This window comes from Aminobacter ciceronei (assembly GCF_014138625.1).
Taxonomy (GTDB): domain Bacteria; phylum Pseudomonadota; class Alphaproteobacteria; order Rhizobiales; family Rhizobiaceae; genus Aminobacter; species Aminobacter ciceronei.
The window spans coordinates 165284-185356 of sequence record NZ_JACJHY010000007.1 but is presented as its reverse complement, the minus strand read 5'-3'; the positions used below and the strand labels follow the sequence as shown (position 1 = coordinate 185356).

General features: G+C 59.5%; 21 protein-coding genes and 1 pseudogene. 13 read left to right on the top strand and 9 right to left on the bottom strand.

Translation table 11 applies throughout. From position 1 onward, the window contains the following. Positions 1-3: 3 nt before the first annotated feature. The 4 genes from HNQ95_RS09900 to HNQ95_RS09885 all read right to left on the bottom strand — a co-directional run bounded on the left by HNQ95_RS09900 (position 4) and on the right by HNQ95_RS09885 (position 4205). Positions 4-1311 carry an NAD(P)/FAD-dependent oxidoreductase gene (locus HNQ95_RS09900; protein ID WP_182573987.1) on the bottom strand — a complete coding sequence of 436 codons (1308 nt, stop codon included), beginning with the start codon at positions 1309-1311 and terminating at the stop codon, positions 4-6. Between the two features lie 303 nt (positions 1312-1614). Further along, entirely contained in the window at positions 1615-2886 is a 1272-nt protein-coding gene (locus HNQ95_RS09895; protein ID WP_182573976.1) for a sensor histidine kinase, read from the bottom strand. 17 nt (positions 2887-2903) lie between these two features. Then, on the bottom strand, positions 2904-3605 hold the full coding sequence (locus tag HNQ95_RS09890; protein WP_067961451.1) for a response regulator: 702 nt from the start codon (positions 3603-3605) through the stop codon (positions 2904-2906). 39 nt (positions 3606-3644) lie between these two features. Continuing rightward, positions 3645-4205, bottom strand: coding sequence for a Spy/CpxP family protein refolding chaperone (locus HNQ95_RS09885; protein ID WP_182573975.1), 561 nt, complete (start codon positions 4203-4205; stop codon positions 3645-3647). 574 nt (positions 4206-4779) lie between these two features. Between HNQ95_RS09885 and HNQ95_RS33400 the strand changes: the two are divergent. Beyond that, positions 4780-5122: pseudogene (locus HNQ95_RS33400) on the top strand (VIT1/CCC1 transporter family protein); the annotation flags it as partial. A gap of 250 nt (positions 5123-5372) precedes the next feature. On the opposite strand, the gene HNQ95_RS09880 reads toward HNQ95_RS33400, so the two are convergent. Then, a complete protein-coding gene (locus HNQ95_RS09880; RefSeq protein ID WP_182573974.1) occupies positions 5373-5900 on the bottom strand; it encodes a Spy/CpxP family protein refolding chaperone in 528 nt (175 codons plus the stop codon). A gap of 559 nt (positions 5901-6459) precedes the next feature. Here HNQ95_RS09880 and HNQ95_RS09875 point away from each other — a divergent pair. The 9 genes from HNQ95_RS09875 to HNQ95_RS09835 all read left to right on the top strand — a co-directional run bounded on the left by HNQ95_RS09875 (position 6460) and on the right by HNQ95_RS09835 (position 12621). Next, entirely contained in the window at positions 6460-6861 is a 402-nt protein-coding gene (locus HNQ95_RS09875; RefSeq protein WP_182573973.1) for a host attachment family protein, read from the top strand. Positions 6862-7021: 160 nt separating this feature from the next. Then, positions 7022-7201, top strand: coding sequence for a hypothetical protein (locus HNQ95_RS09870; RefSeq protein ID WP_182585786.1), 180 nt, complete (start codon positions 7022-7024; stop codon positions 7199-7201). A 77-nt stretch (positions 7202-7278) separates the two neighbouring features. Further along, on the top strand, positions 7279-7944 hold the full coding sequence (locus HNQ95_RS09865) for a Crp/Fnr family transcriptional regulator (protein WP_083948565.1): 666 nt from the start codon (positions 7279-7281) through the stop codon (positions 7942-7944). A 443-nt stretch (positions 7945-8387) separates the two neighbouring features. After that, a complete protein-coding gene (locus tag HNQ95_RS09860) occupies positions 8388-8600 on the top strand; it encodes a YgaP family membrane protein (RefSeq protein WP_067961443.1) in 213 nt (70 codons plus the stop codon). Beyond that, positions 8588-9037, top strand: a complete 450-nt coding sequence (locus tag HNQ95_RS09855) for a YeeE/YedE family protein (RefSeq protein WP_067961441.1) — start codon at positions 8588-8590, stop codon at positions 9035-9037. Before HNQ95_RS09860 ends, HNQ95_RS09855 begins: the two co-directional genes overlap by 13 nt. A 3-nt stretch (positions 9038-9040) precedes the next feature. Beyond that, on the top strand, positions 9041-9490 hold the full coding sequence (locus HNQ95_RS09850; RefSeq protein WP_067961439.1) for a DUF6691 family protein: 450 nt from the start codon (positions 9041-9043) through the stop codon (positions 9488-9490). Positions 9491-9529: 39 nt separating this feature from the next. Beyond that, positions 9530-10393, top strand: a complete 864-nt coding sequence (locus HNQ95_RS09845) for an MBL fold metallo-hydrolase (RefSeq protein WP_067966444.1) — start codon at positions 9530-9532, stop codon at positions 10391-10393. Positions 10394-10421: 28 nt separating this feature from the next. Beyond that, positions 10422-10754 (top strand): protein tyrosine phosphatase family protein, encoded by a 333-nt coding sequence (locus HNQ95_RS09840; RefSeq protein ID WP_067961437.1) that lies wholly within the window; start codon positions 10422-10424, stop codon positions 10752-10754. Positions 10755-10809: 55 nt separating this feature from the next. Next, complete coding sequence (locus HNQ95_RS09835; protein WP_246340644.1) at positions 10810-12621, top strand: SulP family inorganic anion transporter; 1812 nt, start codon at positions 10810-10812, stop codon at positions 12619-12621. Positions 12622-12817: 196 nt separating this feature from the next. On the opposite strand, the gene HNQ95_RS09830 is transcribed toward HNQ95_RS09835, so the two are convergent. Beyond that, positions 12818-14410 carry an MBL fold metallo-hydrolase gene (locus HNQ95_RS09830; RefSeq protein ID WP_067966436.1) on the bottom strand — a complete coding sequence of 531 codons (1593 nt, stop codon included), beginning with the start codon at positions 14408-14410 and terminating at the stop codon, positions 12818-12820. 146 nt (positions 14411-14556) lie between these two features. Between HNQ95_RS09830 and HNQ95_RS09825 the strand changes: the two genes are divergently transcribed. Beyond that, positions 14557-15048, top strand: coding sequence for an NUDIX hydrolase (locus HNQ95_RS09825; protein ID WP_154384012.1), 492 nt, complete (start codon positions 14557-14559; stop codon positions 15046-15048). 20 nt (positions 15049-15068) lie between these two features. Here HNQ95_RS09825 and HNQ95_RS09820 read toward each other — a convergent pair whose 3' ends face one another. The 3 genes from HNQ95_RS09820 to HNQ95_RS09810 form a co-directional block, all read right to left on the bottom strand. Next, positions 15069-15629 carry a helix-turn-helix domain-containing protein gene (locus tag HNQ95_RS09820; protein WP_083948563.1) on the bottom strand — a complete coding sequence of 187 codons (561 nt, stop codon included), beginning with the start codon at positions 15627-15629 and terminating at the stop codon, positions 15069-15071. 198 nt (positions 15630-15827) lie between these two features. Further along, positions 15828-16451: a response regulator FixJ gene (gene fixJ, locus HNQ95_RS09815; protein WP_067961431.1), complete on the bottom strand. Its 624-nt coding sequence runs from the start codon at positions 16449-16451 to the stop codon at positions 15828-15830. Further along, positions 16438-17949, bottom strand: coding sequence for a PAS domain-containing sensor histidine kinase (locus HNQ95_RS09810; RefSeq protein ID WP_067961429.1), 1512 nt, complete (start codon positions 17947-17949; stop codon positions 16438-16440). The genes fixJ and HNQ95_RS09810 overlap by 14 nt, the downstream gene beginning before the upstream one ends. 205 nt (positions 17950-18154) lie before the next feature. Here HNQ95_RS09810 and HNQ95_RS09805 point away from each other — a divergent pair, with 205 nt between their 5' ends. Both HNQ95_RS09805 and HNQ95_RS09800 read left to right on the top strand, forming a co-directional pair. Next, entirely contained in the window at positions 18155-18802 is a 648-nt protein-coding gene (locus tag HNQ95_RS09805) for a BON domain-containing protein (protein WP_067961426.1), read from the top strand. Between the two features lie 23 nt (positions 18803-18825). Then, a complete protein-coding gene (locus tag HNQ95_RS09800) occupies positions 18826-19857 on the top strand; it encodes a zinc-dependent alcohol dehydrogenase family protein (RefSeq protein WP_067961424.1) in 1032 nt (343 codons plus the stop codon). The last annotated feature ends 216 nt before the right edge of the window (positions 19858-20073 follow it).

Below are 20073 nucleotides of genomic sequence, written 5' to 3'. Positions count from 1 at the left end.
CACTTAGACATGCGGCGTAGCCGCGCCGTCATCGATCTTGATTTCCTTCAGCTTGTCGACGCCCATCACCTGCAAGGCGAGACGCTCGTAAAACGGCTCGGCCTTGCCTGTCCGGACCTTGTGCAGGAAATACCTCTCGAAGCCGACCTTCGCTGTGTGAACCCATTTGCCGGAGGACGACCAATTGACATTGCGCGGCGGGATTTGCGGCTGGGCGACGAAAGCAACGCCGGAATCGCCCAGGTCGGCCAAGCAAACCGCGTTCCATGTTGCTTGAGCATCCGGCTCGGCGCCCCTAACCAAGCGGCCAATGTTCCGGGCTGCAGCAGTCACCATGGATTCGATCATGAAGCCCGTTTTTGGAACGCCGGTCGGGACCGGCGTCTTTCCGAGAGGCGCGATGGCGACGCACACGCCGATTGCGAAAATATCCGGGTAGGAGGTGCTGCGCTGATGTTCGTCGACGACAATGAAGCCGCGAGCATTGGTTAGGCCTTCGATGCCAAATACGGCCGCAACACCGCGAAACGCCGGAAGCATCATTGAAAAGACTTGCGGAAGTTCGTGCGCCTTCTTCAAGGACCCGTCGTCGGCGATTTCCGAGACGAACATCTTACCCGGCTCGACGCGGTCAACCTTGGCATTGCAGATCCACTTGATGTGATGCTGACGCAACTCGCTTTCGAGAAGTCCCTTGGTGTCGCCGACACCGTCCAGGCCAAGGTGACCAATATACGGCTCCGAGGTGACGAAAGTCATCGGCACCCGATCGCGAACCTTGGCCTTGCGCAGCGCCTTTTCGAGGATGAATGCAAATTCGTAGGCAGGACCGAAGCACGAAGCGCCCTGCACAGCGCCGATGACCACTGGGCCCGGATTGTCGACCAACGCATCGAACGCCTTCTTTGTCTTGAGGGCATGGTCGATGTGACAGATGGACTGCGAGTTGTGGTCAGGTCCGAGCCCGTCGATCTCATCGAAAGCCAGTTCGGGACCCGTAGCAATCACCAGATAGTCGTAGGCAACAGAAGATCCGTCGTTGAGTTCGATGCGACGCTCTGCCGGTTTCAGCCGCTTGGCGCCTTGTGGATGCAGCGCGATGTCGTGGCGTGCAAACACCGGCGCAAGGTCGACTTCGATCGATTCCCTATCGCGCCAACCGACCGCAACCCAAGGGTTGGAAGGCACGAACGAATAGCGGTCTCCATTGGAAACAACCGAAACCTTGTGTTCTTTCCCAAGACCTTTGCGAAGCTCATAGGCCATGATCGTGCCGCCAAGCCCGGCACCGAGAACGACAACATGCGCCATGCATTCCTCCCGCTGTGATGCCCTCGCGCACGCTACAAACCGTTGTTTCAGCGCCGCCGAACGCTTGTGATATACGGCCTCCTCACCAGTTCGGCCTTGATCTTTGTCAAGCGACCAACTGATACCGCCACAAGTCCCCTGCCAGCAGTGAACGCCGTCTTGCCAGTCGACGCATCCTGGGAAACGCAATGAGTGAGCGTGTCTTACGGACACGGGACCGCACCTATTTCGACGCACACAAGCGCAGCAAAGACATCCCGGTTGATGGGCTGAGCACTGGAAGATCGGGGCTGACAGTACGGATCAACCGCTCGTCGGCGTTGGTCTTGCGATTGGCTGCGCCACGCTCGACGCCGGGAATTCCACGATGAAACAGGCCCCACCCTCCGGCACCCTTTCATAGCGTACGGACCCTCGGTGGTGAGTGGCGATCTGGCGGACCAAGGATAGTCCAAGCCCCCAACCGCCCTTGCTCTCGCTTCGTCCCGTCGGACGGTAGAACGGTTCGAAGACCCGTGTGCCCTCGCCGTCCGGAATGCCCTCGCCGTGGTCTTTGACGCACAGGCGCACGATTGCCCCATCGGTCTCGACCTCGGCGATCACCGGCGGAGCCCCATGGCACAACGCATTCTGCATCAAATTGCGAACCAGGCGTCTCAACAACCGCACATCGCCCGAGATCATGGCGGTCGAGCCGGAGACCGCAACGTCGTTGCGCGCACCTTCTTCGGCTGCAAGTGCAAGCATGTCGACGGCTTCCACATGGTCCAGTTTTTGGACATGGTCGAGCCGGCTGGCCAACAGGATTTCCTCGACCAGGCTGTCGAGTTCCGAGAGGCTTTGCACGATCTCTCGCTTCGTTGCCTGATCGGCCGAACGCTCGTAGAGATCTATGGCCATGCGAAGCCTTGCCAACGGCGAACGCAGTTCATGGCTGGCATTGGCGAGCAGGGATCGGTGCGCGTCGACCAGACGTTCGATGCGATCGGCCGCAATGTTGAAACTCCGTGCGACTGCTGCGACTTCATCGCTGCCACTCGCCGCAACCCGGGTTCCAAGCTCGCCTGCCCCCCAAATTTCCACGCCGCGGCGCAGACGCTCCAACCGCCGCGTCAGATGACGAACCACAGGATAGGCTGCAAGGCCGATGACACCGGCGATGACTGCCAGATAGCCAAGGGGATTTCGTCCACCCGGCCCCAGGGGCATGCGGGCCTGTATGACCCGTCCATCCGCCAGTCGAATTGCAAACGGCCGTTTGCCATCGTGCGACTGACGCGAGCCGGGCGCATCGAATTTGAACGGTTCTCCAGCACTGGCAATCAATTGTTCATGCGGGTTGTATAGCGCCAAGTCGGCTGCGAAGGCGTCCGCAAGCCGTTCAAGCGTGATCTTGAGCATAGCCGGATCGTCGGTCACCGGTAACATTGTGGCGATGAATTTGTCACGCCGGCCGCCCCATCCCCGGTCCAGCTCGTCCTGCCCCAGCCGGACAAAGAACGCACTCGTGAATGCGACTACGGCCAAACTGGCCAGCAGCGTGAGGTAGACCTTGAGGAAGAGGCTGTTGCGCACCACAGTTTCGCCCCGACTTATTTCTGATCGTCCTGAAAGCGAGCGAAAACATAGCCGGCGCCGCGCACGGTTACGATGCGACGCGGGTGTTTGGGACTATCCTCGATTGCCGCCCTGATCCGAGAAATATGCACATCGATCGACCGATCGAACGCTTCGAGTTCCTCGCCTTTGACAAGGTCCATCAGTTGCTCGCGCGACAGCACACGTCCGGCATTCTCCGCCAATGCAACGAGAAGGTCGAATTGATAGCTGGTCATCGGACAATCGCGGCCATCGATACGGACTGAACGAGAACCGGGATCTATCTCGAGCCGCCCGGACCGAAGGATGCGTGATGCGGTCAGATCGCCGCCACGGCGCCGCCGCAGTATAGCCTTGAGACGCGCCAGCAGTTCGCGCGGATTAAACGGCTTTGGCAAGTAGTCGTCTGCGCCCAACTCCAGCCCGATAATCCGGTCCGTCTCATCCCCTTTCGCCGTGAGCATAAGAATGGCCACGTCAGATACGGCGCGCATGCGGCGGCAGGCCTCGAAGCCGTCCAGGTCGGGCAGCATGACGTCGAGAATTACCGCGTCTGGCGAACGCCGTTGCACATCAGCGAGGCCGGCATGCCCGGTTGCCGCAGTGTGGACGATGTAGCCATTTCCCGAGAGATAGTCCGCGATCATGGCGGACAGGCGTGTGTCGTCATCGATGATCAGCACCTGTTCCGCCATGGCCGGGACTCTCCGGATTTCAACCTTGCAGTTGAAATCCTACCACCGGCCGTGGCCTCCGCGCGCGTTGAAACGCTCCAGAATCTTTGCCCTTTGTTCTGGCGTCAGGATTTCTGCCGCATCGACAAGAGTGGCCGTCATTTTCCGCGAGGCGGCATCGATCGCGGCAACGCGCTCACTGCGCAACTTTTCGATCGCAGATCGGTCGATAGTCGGCGCGCCCAGAATGTCGGCTGCGGCGTTGCGCGTGTCCCTGAAGTCGTCGAGCATCGGAGCGATCTCATCTCGGGCAGAACCGAAGAGCTCCTTCAGCTTCTTCGACTGTTCCGGTGTGGCATCGATATCTTCCATCATATGCTCCATCCGGCGCTCCGAGAAGCCACCGCGGCCCATAGAAGCATCCATCATCTGGTGCCCCTTGCCAAAATGCAGCATTCCGTGCCCATCTCCGAACTCGCCACTGTTGGCCACAGCAAGACCAATGCCGGCGACTGCTGCGGCAGCAAGGCCGCCGATAACGATGCGCCGTCCCCAGCCACGCGACCCAGTTGCGGTGTTCGGAGCCGATGAGGCCTGCATATCCTGCTTGTCGTTGTCCATGATCGCTTCCTTGGTTAGGCGGCACTTGCAGCCGCGATAACGCCAGACTGGAGGACCAACGTTTCTCGAGTGACGGGGAAGTGTAAAGAAATGTGAAGGTGCCTCCCTGTCGTCTGGGGTTCCAACGACGCTCTTTGACCTGACTCATGGCGGGGAGCGACCTCTTCCTTAGCGATTGCCAAGTTTCTGACGACCGGGGAAAAAAATGCGCATGGGAAAGCTAGACGACAACGATCGGGCGCACGCCATGGGGAAATTGGGCTGCTCCACCGCTACTTGCAGGCAGCGAATTATCTTTCGGTCGGCAGAAATCCTTTGCCGCGCGAGCCGCTGGAGCCCTAGCATGTCAAGCCATTAGGCTACTCAGTCACTTGGGCACGACACCCGGCCTCAACCTCATCTATGCCCATCTATATAGCTTATCCGGATGCGCGACCTGAACATAATCTATCTGCGGCCCCGGTCACGGTGGGTCAGGCATGGTCGCCAATACGTCGAGGGCAGCTCGAGGGCAGCTATATACCGAGATCTGTTTCCAGAAATCAGAAGTGCTCTCGACGGCGTGCGCAAGCTGGAGTTGGCGCAGTTCGACATCAAGCGCGGCTTGACGACTGACCTTGCACATCAAGTCGCCGGCCAGTTTGATGGCGAACCGATTCAGGCAGCCCTCACGTCAGCAGCTACATTGCGGTCGGAGCTGCGATGCCGCTAGCGATGATGGTGCTTGTGGCGCCCGCTGCTTCTGGTCTGGGCCGTGTCTGCTGCTTCACTGCTGTTCCTTTGCGTTGCTGGGCGCAATCGGCGCTAAGGCAGGCGGAGCCAACGTCATGAAGGCAATGTTGCGGGTTTCCTTCTGGGGCGACTTTGCGATGGCGTTGACTGCTGGCATTGGCGCGCTGAGCGGTACGGCAGTCTGAGTGAATGGCCAAATCCGGGCGAGCCCGATACCCGACACCCCTCTCCTATAGTTCATCCAGAGCGCACCGAGCCGACGAACTGAGAGGCTTCGACGCCTGGCTTCTCCCCGACGTCGCCGCAACTTCGATAGTCGTCAGAATGCCGAAGCCCCTTGGCAGCAAAGGCGACAGTCACATGCTCAATCGCTCTTTCCATCGGCAACGCTAAACGGCTTGCCGAAAGTGAAGCTCAATGAGCTTTCCCCCTCAGTCAGAAGGCACCGCAGTCGCCGCCAATCAGTTCATCGGCAACCGCCTTCTGCTCATCTTTCAGCACAGAATAGAGCCCCTCCGTCGCGGGCTTCATGGCTTTCATTGACTCCAGCATGGCTTCCATGCCGGAGATTCTTGCATCCATGCGCTCCGGCGCAGTCCCCGTTTCCATGGTCTTCGCTATGCCCTCATGCATGCCCTGCATGAGTTCGACGCGCTCCGTTACCGCAGTCGCATAGGCGTCCCATGCCGGCTGCTGATCTGAGGTGATGTTCAGTTCACCCCTGAGGTAAGCTAGGCGCCCCTCGACCATGGCGCCCATCTTCGGCTGGCGACCCATCAGGCCGCCAAACCTGCCTTCGCCCCATCCGCCCTGGCCCATGCGTCCGTGTCCCATCATGCCAACGGTCGGGCACCCGCCGCCCATCATTCCCATCATGCCTTGTTGGGATTGGGCATTAGACGGCGAGACGAATGCGGCTCCAATTGCAATCACGACTGCGGCATTGGCGAAGAATTTTGTCATCTGACATCCTTTCGCACCGCGCTATCCGGGTGCTCTTGAAGAGATTGAGCTCCCTGCAGTGACTTGTCGCTGATCTGGATCAAGGAAAATGTCGATAGCTTCCACTCTGCAGCATCGCGCCACCGCGGTTCGAGCGGCTTGAGCGACTTTGGAAACGCTGAACCGGAGTGGCAGCGTCGAACGCCAGGCCGACGAGTGAAGCACCTAACGAGCTTAACGGACCATACAAGCGCCCAGTTCATCGCCTCCATCATCCGCATCTCAGCTATGCTCATCAAGTCGCCCTGCAAAGCTGCGCGCGTAGCCAGCCTGTGAGCAGGCAATGGTCCTGATTCAGCCATTCCCGGCAATCGTCCCAAATCGGGTGCCGGATTGCTGTTTCGGCGAAATCGGGCATTCATCCGAGCACGGGGATCCCAGGCGTGCTAGAGTTAAATTGTTGTGTCCGATGCCGCTATTTGCCGGCTTTTTCCTCCGATCAGCGTCGCCTGAGGCTGCTCCCCTGAGCGGCACTTTCCCGTTTCCAAGTACGCAACTCGCCTAACCAGGAGAACCGCACATGTTGCTGCCCAAAGGTACAGTCGTTGCCGTCGCCGATGGCGAAAAGATCAATCTGTTTCGCAACACAGGGGACGAGGCAGGTCTGAAGCTTGTCGCAATGCCCCACCAAGCTGTCGCTGCAGACGCAGGTACGAGCATGGGACGGCAAGCAAGCGCTGCCAACCCCGACCATGGTCAGGCTGGAGAGGATCAGTTTTCAGCGGGAATTGTCCAGCATCTCAATCAGCAGGCGCTGAGCGGTGAGATCGAGCATATGGTGATCGTGGCAGCGCCCCGCGCTCTTGGCGAAATGCGCAAACATTACCACAAGGCGCTGTCTGCCATCCTTCTGGGCGAGATTGCGAAAGACCTGACAGGGCATTCGCAGGCGGATGTCGAGAAAGCACTTGCGGGCGGATGATTATTTGGCAAACCGCCCAGGGGTGTCATCCGGTCGATACCTAGAAGGCTCGACGAGGGCCCAATCGAAATCTCGTTCGAAAGCAGGCCGGCCATGGCGTCCTTGATCGTGTGGTCGCCTGACGCCTGCGTCTTGCGACCGGCTCAATCAATTCGGTGGAGTGGGCTTCGATTATCGCCTGGAGATGGGGCACCGTGGCGATGCGACGGTAATCTCCATTGAACTCCGAAAATTGCCAATCGCGCTGCTGGCAATCAACACCAAATTCCCGCTCTTGGCAGTTCGGAGTGTGTGCAAACTTCACCGCAATGCTCCTGAAAAGAAGGATGCGCCTGCCTGAGAGCTGATCTTTCTTCATACGTATCTGTCTAAACAGGGTAACCTGGACCCGGACCCTGGAATGTGGGAGCGATACTTTTGACTGACTGGATCAAGCAGTTTCCGGGCTTGTCCCGTATCGAGCCGGCCGTACGCGACGCGCTGACCCGAAAGAGCGCCATAATTGCGGTCCCGCAAGGCACTGTGATCTTCGGTCCTGGCAAGTCACCCGAGAACCTGCTTCTGCTGCTGGAAGGCAGGGTGCGGGTGCAGCAGGTCTCGGAAGGTGGCCGCGAGATCGTCCTTTATCGGGTCGAGGCTGGACAAAGCTGCGTACTGACGACCGCCTGCCTGTTGGCCCACGAAGACTATTCCGCCCAGGGCATCGCCGAAACCGACGTGCGCGCCGTGGCCATCCCGCGCGCGGTCTTCGATGACCTGGTCTCCCAGTCGGTCGCTTTCCGCAGTTTCATATTCACCGCCTATTCCAAAAGGATCACCGATCTGTTTCAGGTCATCGAAGACATCGCGTTCCAGCGCGTCGATATCCGGCTGGCGCAGAAGCTGATCGATCTGGAACGTGGCGCAAGACAGATCAAAGCCACGCATCAGCAGATGGCAGCCGAACTGGGCACCGCGCGCGAGGTTGTCTCGCGCCAGTTAGGCGAGTTTCAGCGACGGGGATGGATTCGGCAGTCGCGCGGGACGATCGATCTGGTGGATATTGCCGGGTTAGAAAGACTAGCCGCCCTGGATGCGGGATAGATCTCATGGTTTCTCGTGAACAGTAGCTATCGCTGATGCTCAGGGCTCCAACGCTAGAACTCAAAAAGGCCAGAGAGGGCTAGGCGCACACCGGTGAAGAACACGGGCTGCCTGAGGGTCAAAATGGCCTCCGGACGACTTGGAAGCAGTACCCGCGCGGGCGCCAGCCGGGCTCTCCCACGCCCGAGTTCGCACCCAATCTGATCGCCCGGCAAGGCCCGCGAGCCGACCACCACGCCAAGCCGCGACCAATGCTCCGCCAAGATTACCAAGGAACTTGATACCAGCACAGCGGAGACAGGCAAGCACAGCCTCGGTATCGCCCCTTTCGCCGCCCCGTCAGCCTGCAAGTCCCGCCATTCACTTCCGCTTGGTGACATCGTCACTGAACGGCGGATCGAAAGGGCATAGACAGGTCCCGTATTCAACAGGAGATCAGGACAATGATTGCCAATGTAGGAACCATAGACCGGGCTCTTCGTCTTGTCCTCGGCGTGGGGCTGATCGCTGCGGCGTTGTTCAGCAGTTGGGACGTCGTTGACAGCGTTGCACTAGAATATGGCGCTGTGGTCGTGGGCATTGTGATGCTGGCGACTGCCATGTTCCGCTTCTGCCCACTCTACGCGGTGCTGGGGGCCACGACGTGCCGGAACTGACCACCATCGAAACCCTTTTCACCCCGTGGCAATCCCTCTCAGGCGGCATTCTGATCGGGCTGGCCTCGGTGCTGCTGATGCTGACCCTTGGCCGGATCATGGGAGCCACCGGCGTCCTGGCAGGTGTTCTGACGCCGTCCGCGCATCCAGATACCGGTTGGCGGCTTGCATTGCTGGCCGGGATGATCAGCGGGCCGCTTGTTACGCTGGCTGTGACCGGGCAGATGCCCGCAGTCGAGGTAACCGTGTCCATGCCGATGCTTCTGGTGGGCGGCGTGCTGGTCGGGATCGGCGTAACCTACGGATCCGGCTGCACCTCGGGACACGGGGTTTGCGGGGTGGCGCGCCTGTCGCGCCGGTCCATTGCGGCAACATTGACCTTCATGCTGACCACCGGGGTGACCGTCTATCTCATCCGTCATGTTCTGGGGGCCTGACACATGCGACTTCTGACGTCCTATCTCATCGGCCTTGTCTTTGGCGTGGGCATTTCGATTTCGGGCATGGCCAACCCAGCCAAGGTGCTCAACTTCTTCGATGTGACAGGCAACTGGGACCCAAGCCTCATCTTCGTCATGGGAGGGGCGGTTATCATCGCCTTCCTTGGTTATCGCATTGTCTTGCGCAGGACCTCGCCGATCATCGACGCGAAATTCCACTTGCCCGACAATCTGCGCATCGACGCCCGTCTGCTCGCCGGCTCGGCCGTGTTCGGCGTGGGCTGGGGCATCGCCGGGTTCTGCCCGGGGGCTGCGCTCCCCGCCTTGGGAACTGGCCGGATCGAGGTCGTCGCCTTCGTGGCGGCGCTGATCGCCGGCATCTTTGGCGCCAAGGGCCTAATGGCCCTGAGCGGTGCGCGCACAGCCCGCGTGCTGCGCCGCGAAACCTGAACCAGAAAGGAGACTGCCGTGACAGATTATCCGATCAACATGTCCGTCAAACCACAGGTCGAGGCATTCTTCGACCCGGCAACCAATACCATCAGCTATGTGGTGAAAGACCCGTCCTCGAACGCCTGTGCCGTGATCGATTCCGTCATGGACATCGACTATGCGGCGGGCCGGATCACCTATGACCATGCCGACGCCATCATCGACCATATCCGCAAGCACGGCCTGAAGCTGGAGTGGATCATCGAGACCCACGTGCATGCCGACCACCTTTCCGCCGCGCCCTACATTCAGAGCGCTCTCGGCGGCAAGATTGGCATCGGCGACAAGATCATGGTCGTTCAGGACACGTTCGGCAAGATTTTCAACGAAGGCACCGAGTTCCAGCGCGACGGCAGCCAGTTCGACGCCCTATTCGAGGATGGCGACACCTACAAGATCGGCAACATGCAGGCGGTGGCAATCTACACCCCCGGCCATACGCCGGCCTGCATGGTTCATGTCATGGGTGACGCGGCTTTCGTGGGAGATACACTGTTCATGCCCGATGGCGGATCGGCGCGCGCCGATTTCCCTGGCGGCGATGCCGCCACACTTTACGACAGCATCCAGAAGGTGCTGGCTTTGCCAAACGAGATGCGCCTGTTCATGTGCCACGACTACGGTCCCAATGGCCGCGACATCCAGTGGCAAACCACGGTGGCCGCGGAAAAAGAACACAACATCCATGTCGGCAAAGGAGCCACCAAGGAGCAGTTCGTGAATTTGCGCACCGAACGCGACGCAACGCTGGCGATGCCAAAACTCATCATCCCGTCGCTCCAGGTGAACATGCGCGCAGGCGAGGTGCCGACCGACAAGGACGGCCGGCCAATGCTCAAAGTACCCATCAACGCGCTTTGACCTCTGACCTCCATTCAAGGACAAGAAAATGCAGGACATCAAACACATCACGCCGGATTTCGCGGTCAGCCCGCAGATTGCGCCTGTACAACTCGCCGACCTGAAGGCCGCGGGCTTTACAACAGTGATCTGCAACCGCCCCGATCACGAGGATGCAGGCCAGCCCAGCTTTGCCGAGATCAAAGCCGCCGCCCTGGTCGCAGGGCTTGAGGCGTTCCACATTCCGGTCACGCCAGGTCAAGCAACCAGGGTTGACGTTGTCGCTTTCGACACCGCCGTGGCCACGGCTCAAGGCAAGGTTCTGGCCTATTGCCGTACGGGCGCCCGGGCGCAGAGCCTCTTTGCCGCGATCCAGGGATGAACCCGGCACAGTCTGCCCCTTTCTGCAGACGCATTGAAGCCGCCTCTCTTGGACCATGAAGAACCCAGAAAAGTCTCGTCCCATGTCCGCCATATCGCTCGCCCGCTATCTTCCGATCCTGCAATGGGGCCGGACCTATGACCGTCACGCCCTGACGGGCGACCTGCTGGCGGCAGTGATCGTGACGATCATGCTGATCCCTCAGTCGCTGGCCTATGCGCTTCTGGCGGGATTGCCGCCGGAAGCCGGGCTCTATGCCTCGATCGCGCCAGTCATCCTTTACGCGATCTTCGGTACCAGCAGGGCGTTGGCCGTGGGACCAGTGGCGGTGGTGTCACTGATGACGGCCGCTGCCATCGACAACATCGTCGAACAGGGGACCATGGGCTATGCCGTGGCCGCCCTCACCCTTGCAGGATTGTCTGGGGCAATCCTGCTGGCGATGGGGCTCCTTAAGCTGGGATTTCTCGCCAACTTCCTGTCACATCCCGTCATCGCAGGCTTTATCACAGCATCCGGCATCCTCATTGCGACCAGCCAGATCAAACATATTCTGGGCGTAAGAGCAGGTGGCGACACTCTGCCTGCAATGGTCGTATCACTGGCCGACAACCTCATTGCGACCAACTGGATCACCCTGGTGATCGGGATCGGTGCCACCGGGTTTCTGTTCTGGGTCCGCAAGGGTTTGAAACCGATGCTGCGCCAACTCGGCCTTGGCCCGCGCCTGGCGGATGTGGTGACCAAGGCCGGTCCGGTGCTTGCCGTGGCCGTGACGACGGTCGCAGTCTGGGGCCTCGGACTGGATGCAAAGGGAGTGCAAATCGTTGGTGACGTGCCACAGGGCCTGCCGCCGCTAACGCTGCCCTCATTTTCCACCAATCTGATCGGGCTTCTGCTGCTTCCCGCATTGTTGATTTCGGTCATCGGGTTCGTGGAATCCGTCTCGGTCGCGCAGACGCTCGCCGCCAAGAAACGACAGCGGATAGACCCCGACCAGGAACTGATCGGACTGGGCGCCGCCAACATCGGGGCGGCTTTCACGGGAGGATACCCGGTGACGGGTGGCTTCGCTCGATCGGTGGTAAACTTCGATGCAGGGGCCGAGACGCCTGCCGCCGGCGCCTTTACCGCAATAGGGTTGGCCGTCGCAGCCATAGCGCTAACCCCGCTGATATACTTCCTCCCCACGGCCGCCTTGGCCGCGACGATCATCGTGGCGGTGCTTTCGTTGGTCGATTTCTCGATCTTGAAGCGCAGTTGGACCTACTCGAAGGCAGATTTCGTCGCCGTGGCCTCGACGATCGCTCTGACCCTCGCGATGGGCGTAGAGACCGGCGTATCAACGGGAGTGGTGCTATCCATCGTACTACATCTCTACAGATCCTCGCGTCCACATATTGCAGAGGTTGGCCTTGTTCCAGGCACCCAGCATTTCCGCAATATCCGACGCCACACCGTCCTCACCGACCCTACCCTTCTCACCATCCGCATCGACGAGAGCCTCTACTTCGCCAACGCTCGTTTTCTCGAGGATTACGTCGCCGATCGCGTCGCCTCCGATTGCCCGATCAGAAACGTGGTGGTGATGTGCTCTGCCATCAACGAGATCGATCTCAGCGCACTGGAAAGCCTGGAGGCGATCAACCATCGCCTGGGGATGATGGAAGTGAAGATGCACCTGTCGGAAGTGAAAGGCCCGGTGATGGACCGGTTGAAAAGATCCCATTTCCTCGATGCGCTGACGGGGCAGGTGTTTCTGTCGCAATACGACGCGATGCAGACCCTTGCCCCCAAACAGGGCCTGAACCACCCGGACAACCCAAGTCATGCCGCGAGCACCTGTTCAAGGTCAGATCCGGGGTAAGCCGTGACATCACCTCTCGCCTTGACCGATGCGGGTGCGTCCCCCATCGTCGAATTGGCTCCTGGGCAGCGTCCGCTTTTGGATGGCTCGAAACAGGCGTTCGACACGGCCCGCAAGCGGCTGGGGGATCCGCGTCGAGATGATGGCTCGGACATCCGCTCCTGGGCGGCATGCAGAGAGAACTGGTCGGCACGGCTCAAGGTCGGCCCTCAGTGGTGAGGGCTCGGCGCAGCCGACGAATGACAGCAGACCGTCCGCGTTCGTCCGCCTGCTGACTGACGGCCTGGCTTACATCGAGCAGCAATTCCGATAACTCGTTGTGCCAATCAAGGCGGGCGACCTTGCCCGGCAACAGACGCTTCGGTTCGTTGAAATCAACCCTTTGCGCGCCGGCCCTACCGAGATCGAAGGCTTCGTCGAGTTGCGGCGCAATGATACGTTCCGGAGAGACGAATGCCGCCAAGCGTGCCTTCAGCCCGGACAGGCCAGTTTCTTCGCCATGGGTCAGGAATACCCCTTTATGGATAGGCAGGCGCGCCCTTACCCAATCCTCGAGCTCGCTGGCATCGGCGTGGCCCGAATACAGGTCGAGCAGTCTGATCCGAGCCTTGACTTGAAACTCCTCTCCCTGAATTCGTACCCGTTCGGCCCCGTCGAGGAGTATGCGTCCCAGCGTTCCCTGTGCCTGAAATCCGGCAAGCATCACTGTTGCGTTCCTTCGCCACAGATTCGCCTTCAGATGGTGTCGGATGCGACCTGCATCGCACATGCCGCTTGCTGCGATCACGACGTAGAACCCGCTAAGGCGATTGATCGCCTTGCTTTGCTCAACCGTTTCCGTGAAGCGAATTTCACGAGAACTGAGGGCCTGCCTGAGCGCATCGCCTTCCTGGATTTCGTCGGCATGTCGCTCGAAGATTGTGCTGGCGCGAGTGGCTAGCGGCGAATCCACGAAGACATCGGCCTTGGGAATCTGCCCTTCGCGCATCAACCAGAACAGGTCGACAAGCAACTCCTGCGTTCGTTCGACGGCAAACGATGGGATGATAAGCGGACCACTTGCGGCGAGCGCGCCTTGCACTTCTTGCAAGAGCAGGGACCTACGTCGCTGAGGGGTGATTTCTCCTCGCTCCCGATCTCCGTAGGTCGATTCGCAAATCAGATAGTCGACATCCGTCGGCGCTTCCGGATCCGGCTGCAGAAGTTTGTGGGCCGGACCGACATCTCCGGAAAACAATAGTCTGAGCGGCTTGTCCGAAAAATTGATCTCAATTTCGACTGAAGCGGACCCCAACAGATGCCCGGCGTTCCAGAACCTAACCCGCACACCAGCTACGACTTCGAACCATTCTTTATATTGCCTGGCATGGAAGAGCGTCATGCACTTTGCCGCGTCTTCCGCCGTGTATATGGCGGCTACTGCCATACGACCCCGTTGGGCGTTGCGGCGATTGAGGTGCTCAACTTCCATTTCCTGGATGTGAGCGCAATCGGGCAGCATGACCGAGCAGAGATCGATCGTGGCTCGGGTAGCATGTATGGGGCCGGAGAACCCATGCTTCATCAGCTTGGGAAGCAACCCACTGTGATCGATGTGGGCATGGGTCAGCACGACCGCGTCAATCCTGCTCGGATCGAATGGAAAGTCTCCGTAGTTGAGCTCCCGTTCGGATTTCGACCCTTGGAAGAGACCACAGTCGATCAGGATGCGCTCGTTCCCGACTTCAAGCTCGTAACAAGAGCCTGTCACCGCATGAGCCGCGCCATGAAAACGTAGACGTGGCACCATTTCTTGACGCTCCGCGAAGGTTCCCGTTTTGGCGTGGTCCGCCAACCTAGACGCAATTCTGCCAGGTTTCACTTTGCAAACCTTGACTGGGGTCAATTTTCGGTCTGCTGTTTTTAACCCATCCGGAAGCGGGGTGCAGGCTTGTCATGGCAAGGAAGAGCGCAGGCATACTAGCGTTCAGGCGAACGCAAGGGTTCGTGGAAGTCCTGCTTGCACATCCGGGCGGGCCGTTCTGGAGCAAACGCGATCTTGGCGCCTGGTCCATGCCCAAAGGCGAGTATGCCGACGACGAGGAATCGGAGGCAGCGGCCAGGCGAGAGTTCCAGGAAGAGACAGGCATCGAAGTGACGGGCAAGCTCATTCCGCTCGGAACCGTCCGCCAGCATAGTGGGAAGCTGGTCACCGCCTTTGCCGTGGAAGCCGACATCGAGACGACCGATTTCAAAAGCAACCTGTTTGCCATGGAGTGGCCGCCCCACAGCGGCCAAGACAAGCTCTTCCCGGAGGTGGACCGAATTGAGTGGTTCTCGTTGGCCGACGCGAGCAACAAGCTCGTCGCCGGACAGCGTCCATTGTTGGATTTACTGAGCCAAGCAACTGCGAGCGCAGCCTCTGCGGAAAGATGCTCGGGCCAGTGACTGGGACAATGCCCAGCCATCTATTCGCACATAACCGATAGCGCCTGCATCTTGACGATTTCAACCGTTCTCAAGGACACCAGCCGCATGATGCCTTGTCCGCGCAGTCGGGTGAAAACGCGTGACACGGTTTCAAGCGACAGGCCTAGATAATCGGCAATGTCTGTCCGTGACATCGGCAGTTCAAAGCGCTCGAGCCCACCCTGACGCTCGAACATGTCCAGCAAAAAGGCGGCAACTCGCTCAGGAGCATTCTGACGGCCGAGAACGAGGAGATGCTCCTGGGCGCGCACCAGGCCGCGCAGCGCCAGAGGCAGCAGCGTTGCCGACAAATCAGCGGTTGCCGACACTCTCATGGAAAGCGTCGAGGTGGCACCGACCGCCTCGGCGAAGAAATGATGGCGACTATCTGCCTCAAATCCGAACACTTCGCCGGGCAGGTGAAATGCAGAGATTTGCCTGCGGCCATCAGCCAGCAGCCTGTAAACCCGAACGCAACCGAATTTCACCACATAGAAGCAGTTCGCGTCGCTGCCTGGGGAGAAAATCTCGGAGCCAGCCGGATGGAATGACGCCGGCATTGGAACTCCGAATGCCGGAAGAGGCATCTGGCCTAAAAGCGCGTCCCAATTGGACCCCGTGGTATTGTCGACATTGCCCTGAGAATGCACTGCTCTCTCCCGCGGTAACCGGGAGATTCATCGCGCATGAGCCGCTGCGGAGAAATTCGGTTATGTCACTAGGGGATAATACGTAGTCACGTGATGGTTTGGGGGCTGTTAATGCTGCCTGGCACCAAGTCCCGCTTCGATGGCCATTCTCACCAGTTCGGGAAGGCTTCGCGCTTCCATTTTGGACATCACGCTTGCCCGGTGAACCTCGACGGTTCGAGGACTGATATCGAGATCGTAGGCGATCGTTTTGTTGGGGAGGCCCGCAACAACGGCGGCGAAGACCTCGCGCTCGCGTTCGCTCAACAGCGCCACGCGTGAACGAATGGCAGATATGTCCTCGTGAACGGCCTGCCTTCCGAGGCTGGCGATGGCCCGGTCTACGGCCGAGATCAGGACATCGTCCTTGAACGGCTTTTCGATGAAATCGAAAGCTCCTGCTTTCATGGCTTCGACGGCAAGTGGAACGTCGCCATGTCCCGTGATGACGATCGCGGGAATGGCGCAGGATAGCTGGCGGAGCCGCTGAAGCAATTCGATCCCATCTACGTCAGGCATGCGAAGGTCCGTCACCAGGCAGCCATTGCGGATGGTTGGTGCCGCAGACAGGAACGCCAAGGCAGACTCGTGCTGGCGCACAGTGTATCCGGACATGGTAAGCAGGAATGCCAGAGACCTTCTGACCGGTTCCTCGTCGTCGACGATGTGGACGACGCTCTCACCCTTGTCCATCGATCGTCTCCTGTTCAAAAGCAGGCAAGGTGAAGCGGAAAGTGACCCCGCCATGGGCGTTCATCCGCATGCTCAGCTCGCCACCGTGGGCCTCAACGATGCGTTTGGCAATGGAGAGGCCAATGCCCATGCCGCTGGCCTTGGTGGTGACGAAGGGCTGGAAAAGGCGTGCAGCGATTTCATCGGGGATGCCAGGCCCAGTGTCGGAAACTTCGACGGCCACTTCGCCCGGGTTCCCAGAAGCTGTCCGCACGGTGAGCAGCCGTGTGTCGCTATCGCGCATGGCTTCAATGCCGTTGCGCATGAGATTTGTGAGCACCTGCTGGATCTGCACTCTGTCAACCATCACCATCCCTGTTCCGGGCCCGAAATCAAAGACTGAGCGAACGCCTCGCTCTCTTGACCCCATCAGGGCCAGAGCGCCTGCCTCTTCGACAAGCTTATGAATGTCCTCGGGCGCTTTCTCGGTCTCCCCGCGCATCACGAATTCGCGCAGATGGCGAATGATCTCTCCCGCTCGTAGCGATTGCGTCGCAATCTCTTGCAACGCCTCTGGAAGCTGGGAAGCCGCTTGCTCTGGGCGTTCGCGCAGCATGCGGATTGACCCTTGCGTGTAGTTTGCAATTGTCGACAGCGGCTGATTGAGTTCGTGTGCAAGCGTGGAAGCCATTTCGCCCAGCTCGTTGAGGCGGGCAAGCCTGGCAAGTTCGCCTTGAATCTCCTGGAGGCGAGCTGCAGATTCCTCTCGTTCGGTCAGATCCCTGATGAAGCCGGTGAAATAGATCTTGTCGCCGGATTTCATCTCGCCCACCGCAAGCGTCATCGGAAACGTGGAGCCATCCTTCCTGCGGCCGACCACCACCCGGTCGACCCCGATGATGCGCTTCTCGCCAGTGGTCAGGTACCTGCGGATGAAGCCATCGTGACCGCTTCGATACGGCTCCGGCATGAGGATTCGAACATTTTTGCCCCTGACTTCCTCTTCCAGGTAGCCGAACTGCCTGACTGCTGCCGTGTTGAAGGAAACGATGGTTCCATCTCTTTCGATGACAACCGAAGCGTCGAGGACGGTGTCCAGTATCGACTTGAGATGGGCCTCGCGCTCAACGAGCCTGTGCTTCGTTTCCTCATTAGCGGTCCAGGCTCGATGCAGGAGTTCACCCATTGCCGCCAGCGCGAACCCAACGAGGGTGAAAACCAGCAGCGCACCGACACCAGTGTTGCCCTCCAGCTTGAGCCCACCAATGTAGAAAGCGCCAACAACGGACAGGACGACGGAAACTAGCCCGGGGCCTGCGCCACCTATCATCGCAGCCATGAGAATTGCCGGGACGAAGAGTATGAAAGTGGCGCTGTCAGCCAGAAAGCCATGGAGGAGAATACGTGCCAAGAATGCGAATGCCACGATTGAACAGGCAAAAAGGTATGCTTTTCCCCCACTGTAAATAAAAGGGAACCTTACTTTGTGGAACGCTTTGGAAATGGCATCCTCGGCCATGACCACTTCCCGATGTTGCCTCACCCGGACCCGCTGGAAAGCGGTCCTTCAGCCTGGTTTTCTTATACATCCATCGATCGCGAAGGGCTACGGGTTGCACCCGTGACATGGTTGCTCGCCTAAATTTGACAAGGATCAATGCGGCAGAAGAGCTCTGGCAGAGACTGGTTTCCTGCATTTGCTGCGACAACAAGGAGTTCGATCGATGTCCGATATCGTACTCAGACAAGATGTCCTCGACGAACTGGATTTCGAACCCAGCATCAATGCAGCCCATATCGGAGTGGCTGTTGATCACCGTGTCGTCACTCTGACTGGGCATGTTTCGACCTATGCTCAGAAGGCTGCGGCAGAGGGAGCTGTTCGACGTGTAAAGGGGGTCAGGGGGGTCGCTCAGGAGATTGAAGTCCGGCCTTTCGGTGCCCACGCCACTGCTGACGACGAGATCGCGAGGCGAGCGGTTACTATCCTTGCATGGAACACGACAATTCCTGAGAACGCAGTCCAGGTCATGGTTCAGCGTGGCTGGGTAACCCTTACTGGCACCGTCGCTTGGCAGTATCAGAAGACCGCGGCAACTGACGTGGTGCAACGCTTGGGCGGCGTGGTCGGCATCTCCAACAACATTGAAATCAAGCCGCACCTGACATCGGCCGATGTCAGCAAGAAGATCAAGTCGGCCTTGGTACGCAGCGCTGAAATCGAAGCTCAAGCGATCCAGGTCTCGGTGTCCGATGGAACCGTCCGGCTTGAGGGTCACGTCCGCACATGGTCGGAGCGCATGGCGGCCGAACGCGCAGCATGGTCTATCCCCGGAGTTACCCAGGTCGACGACCGAATTTCAGTGAGCTGAGGTCGTATCGGGAGGCTGCAGTAATGAAGGCAATGTTGCTTGAACATGCGGGCCAGCCGCTTCGGCTTGTCGAAAGGACGCCCCCTGCCCCCGGGCCCAGGCAGATTCGACTGCGTGTCGAAGCCTGCGCCGTATGCCGAACCGATCTCCATGTTATCGACGGAGACCTGCCAAATCCGAAGCTGCCGTTGATCCCGGGGCACGAGATCGTCGGCATTGCCGACCTAGTCGGATCGGATGTCGACAGTTCTATGCTCGGCCGTCGATTCGGCGTGCCTTGGCTGGCTCGAACGTGCGGCACCTGTCTCTATTGCAGCACGGGTCGCGAGAACCTGTGCGATGCAGCTGAGTTCACAGGCTACACACTGGACGGTGGTTTCGCGACCCATGTCTTGGTTGGCATCGACTATGCCTTCGAGCTCGACCCCCTTGCCGATCCGGTGGCGCTGGCCCCTCTGTTATGTGCTGGGCTTATCGGGTGGCGATGCCTGAAAAAGGCGGGAGACGCTAAGCGTCTCGGGATCTTTGGTTTCGGCGCGGCCGCTCATATCATCGCCCAGGTTGCGGTCTGGCAAAAACGGGAAGTCTTTGCTTTCACCAAACCGGGAGACGTGACCGCCCAGGGCTTGGCCCGCCAGCTTGGCTGCGCGTGGGCGGGCAGTTCGGGAGATCAGCCTTCGGCAGAACTTGACGCGGCGATCATCTTTGCACCGGTTGGTACACTTGTGCCCAGGGCGCTCACTCTGGTTCGCAAAGGCGGGCGCGTTATCTGTGGCGGCATACACATGAGTGACATCCCCGCCATGGAGTACAAAGTCTTGTGGGGGGAGCGCGAACTCGTTTCGGTGGCGAACCTGACGCGTGGGGATGGCCAGGAGTTCTTTTCAATCGCTGAGCAGGCGAAAATTCATGCCCGCACCACCGCCTATCCGCTCCAAGAAGCCAACACCGCACTAGACGACCTTAGGTCGGGAAAGCTCAGTGGGGCTGCAGTCCTAACGCCTTGGCCAATTTCTGCCCGGCATTGGATACCTCGCCGACGGGCCAATCTGTGAGACAGCTATCGACGCTTGGGGAATGCGCTACCGTTACGATGGCCTCGCCCCGCGCGACGTCGGCGAATGCCTGGATGTCTTATGCTTGCATACGGGTGAATGGATCGATCCCGGCGGCCTCATCTACATCGCAGAGGTTCCGTGAACCAAAGTGCAGGACGTGCCGTGATCAGCCACCACCCGAGCATGCGCTAGATATTTTGCACCGCCTTAGCA

Bases quoted from the DNA above. Each gene is read 5' to 3' on its own strand.
- HNQ95_RS09900 (WP_182573987.1), bottom strand. From the start codon at position 1,311: ATGGCGCATGTTGTCGTTCTCGGTGCCGGGCTTGGCGGCACGATCATG.
- HNQ95_RS09890 (WP_067961451.1), bottom strand. From the start codon at position 3,605: ATGGCGGAACAGGTGCTGATCATCGATGACGACACACGCCTGTCCGCC.
- HNQ95_RS09885 (WP_182573975.1), bottom strand. From the start codon at position 4,205: ATGGACAACGACAAGCAGGATATGCAGGCCTCATCGGCTCCGAACACC.
- HNQ95_RS09880 (WP_182573974.1), bottom strand. From the start codon at position 5,900: ATGACAAAATTCTTCGCCAATGCCGCAGTCGTGATTGCAATTGGAGCC.
- HNQ95_RS09875 (WP_182573973.1), top strand. From the start codon at position 6,460: ATGTTGCTGCCCAAAGGTACAGTCGTTGCCGTCGCCGATGGCGAAAAG.
- HNQ95_RS09860 (WP_067961443.1), top strand. From the start codon at position 8,388: ATGATTGCCAATGTAGGAACCATAGACCGGGCTCTTCGTCTTGTCCTC.
- HNQ95_RS09850 (WP_067961439.1), top strand. From the start codon at position 9,041: ATGCGACTTCTGACGTCCTATCTCATCGGCCTTGTCTTTGGCGTGGGC.
- HNQ95_RS09845 (WP_067966444.1), top strand. From the start codon at position 9,530: ATGTCCGTCAAACCACAGGTCGAGGCATTCTTCGACCCGGCAACCAAT.
- HNQ95_RS09840 (WP_067961437.1), top strand. From the start codon at position 10,422: ATGCAGGACATCAAACACATCACGCCGGATTTCGCGGTCAGCCCGCAG.
- HNQ95_RS09835 (WP_246340644.1), top strand. From the start codon at position 10,810: ATGAAGAACCCAGAAAAGTCTCGTCCCATGTCCGCCATATCGCTCGCC.
- HNQ95_RS09830 (WP_067966436.1), bottom strand. From the start codon at position 14,410: ATGGTGCCACGTCTACGTTTTCATGGCGCGGCTCATGCGGTGACAGGC.
- HNQ95_RS09825 (WP_154384012.1), top strand. From the start codon at position 14,557: ATGGCAAGGAAGAGCGCAGGCATACTAGCGTTCAGGCGAACGCAAGGG.
- HNQ95_RS09820 (WP_083948563.1), bottom strand. From the start codon at position 15,629: ATGCCGGCGTCATTCCATCCGGCTGGCTCCGAGATTTTCTCCCCAGGC.
- fixJ (WP_067961431.1), bottom strand. From the start codon at position 16,451: ATGGACAAGGGTGAGAGCGTCGTCCACATCGTCGACGACGAGGAACCG.
- HNQ95_RS09810 (WP_067961429.1), bottom strand. From the start codon at position 17,949: ATGGCCGAGGATGCCATTTCCAAAGCGTTCCACAAAGTAAGGTTCCCT.
- HNQ95_RS09805 (WP_067961426.1), top strand. From the start codon at position 18,155: ATGTCCGATATCGTACTCAGACAAGATGTCCTCGACGAACTGGATTTC.
- HNQ95_RS09800 (WP_067961424.1), top strand. From the start codon at position 18,826: ATGAAGGCAATGTTGCTTGAACATGCGGGCCAGCCGCTTCGGCTTGTC.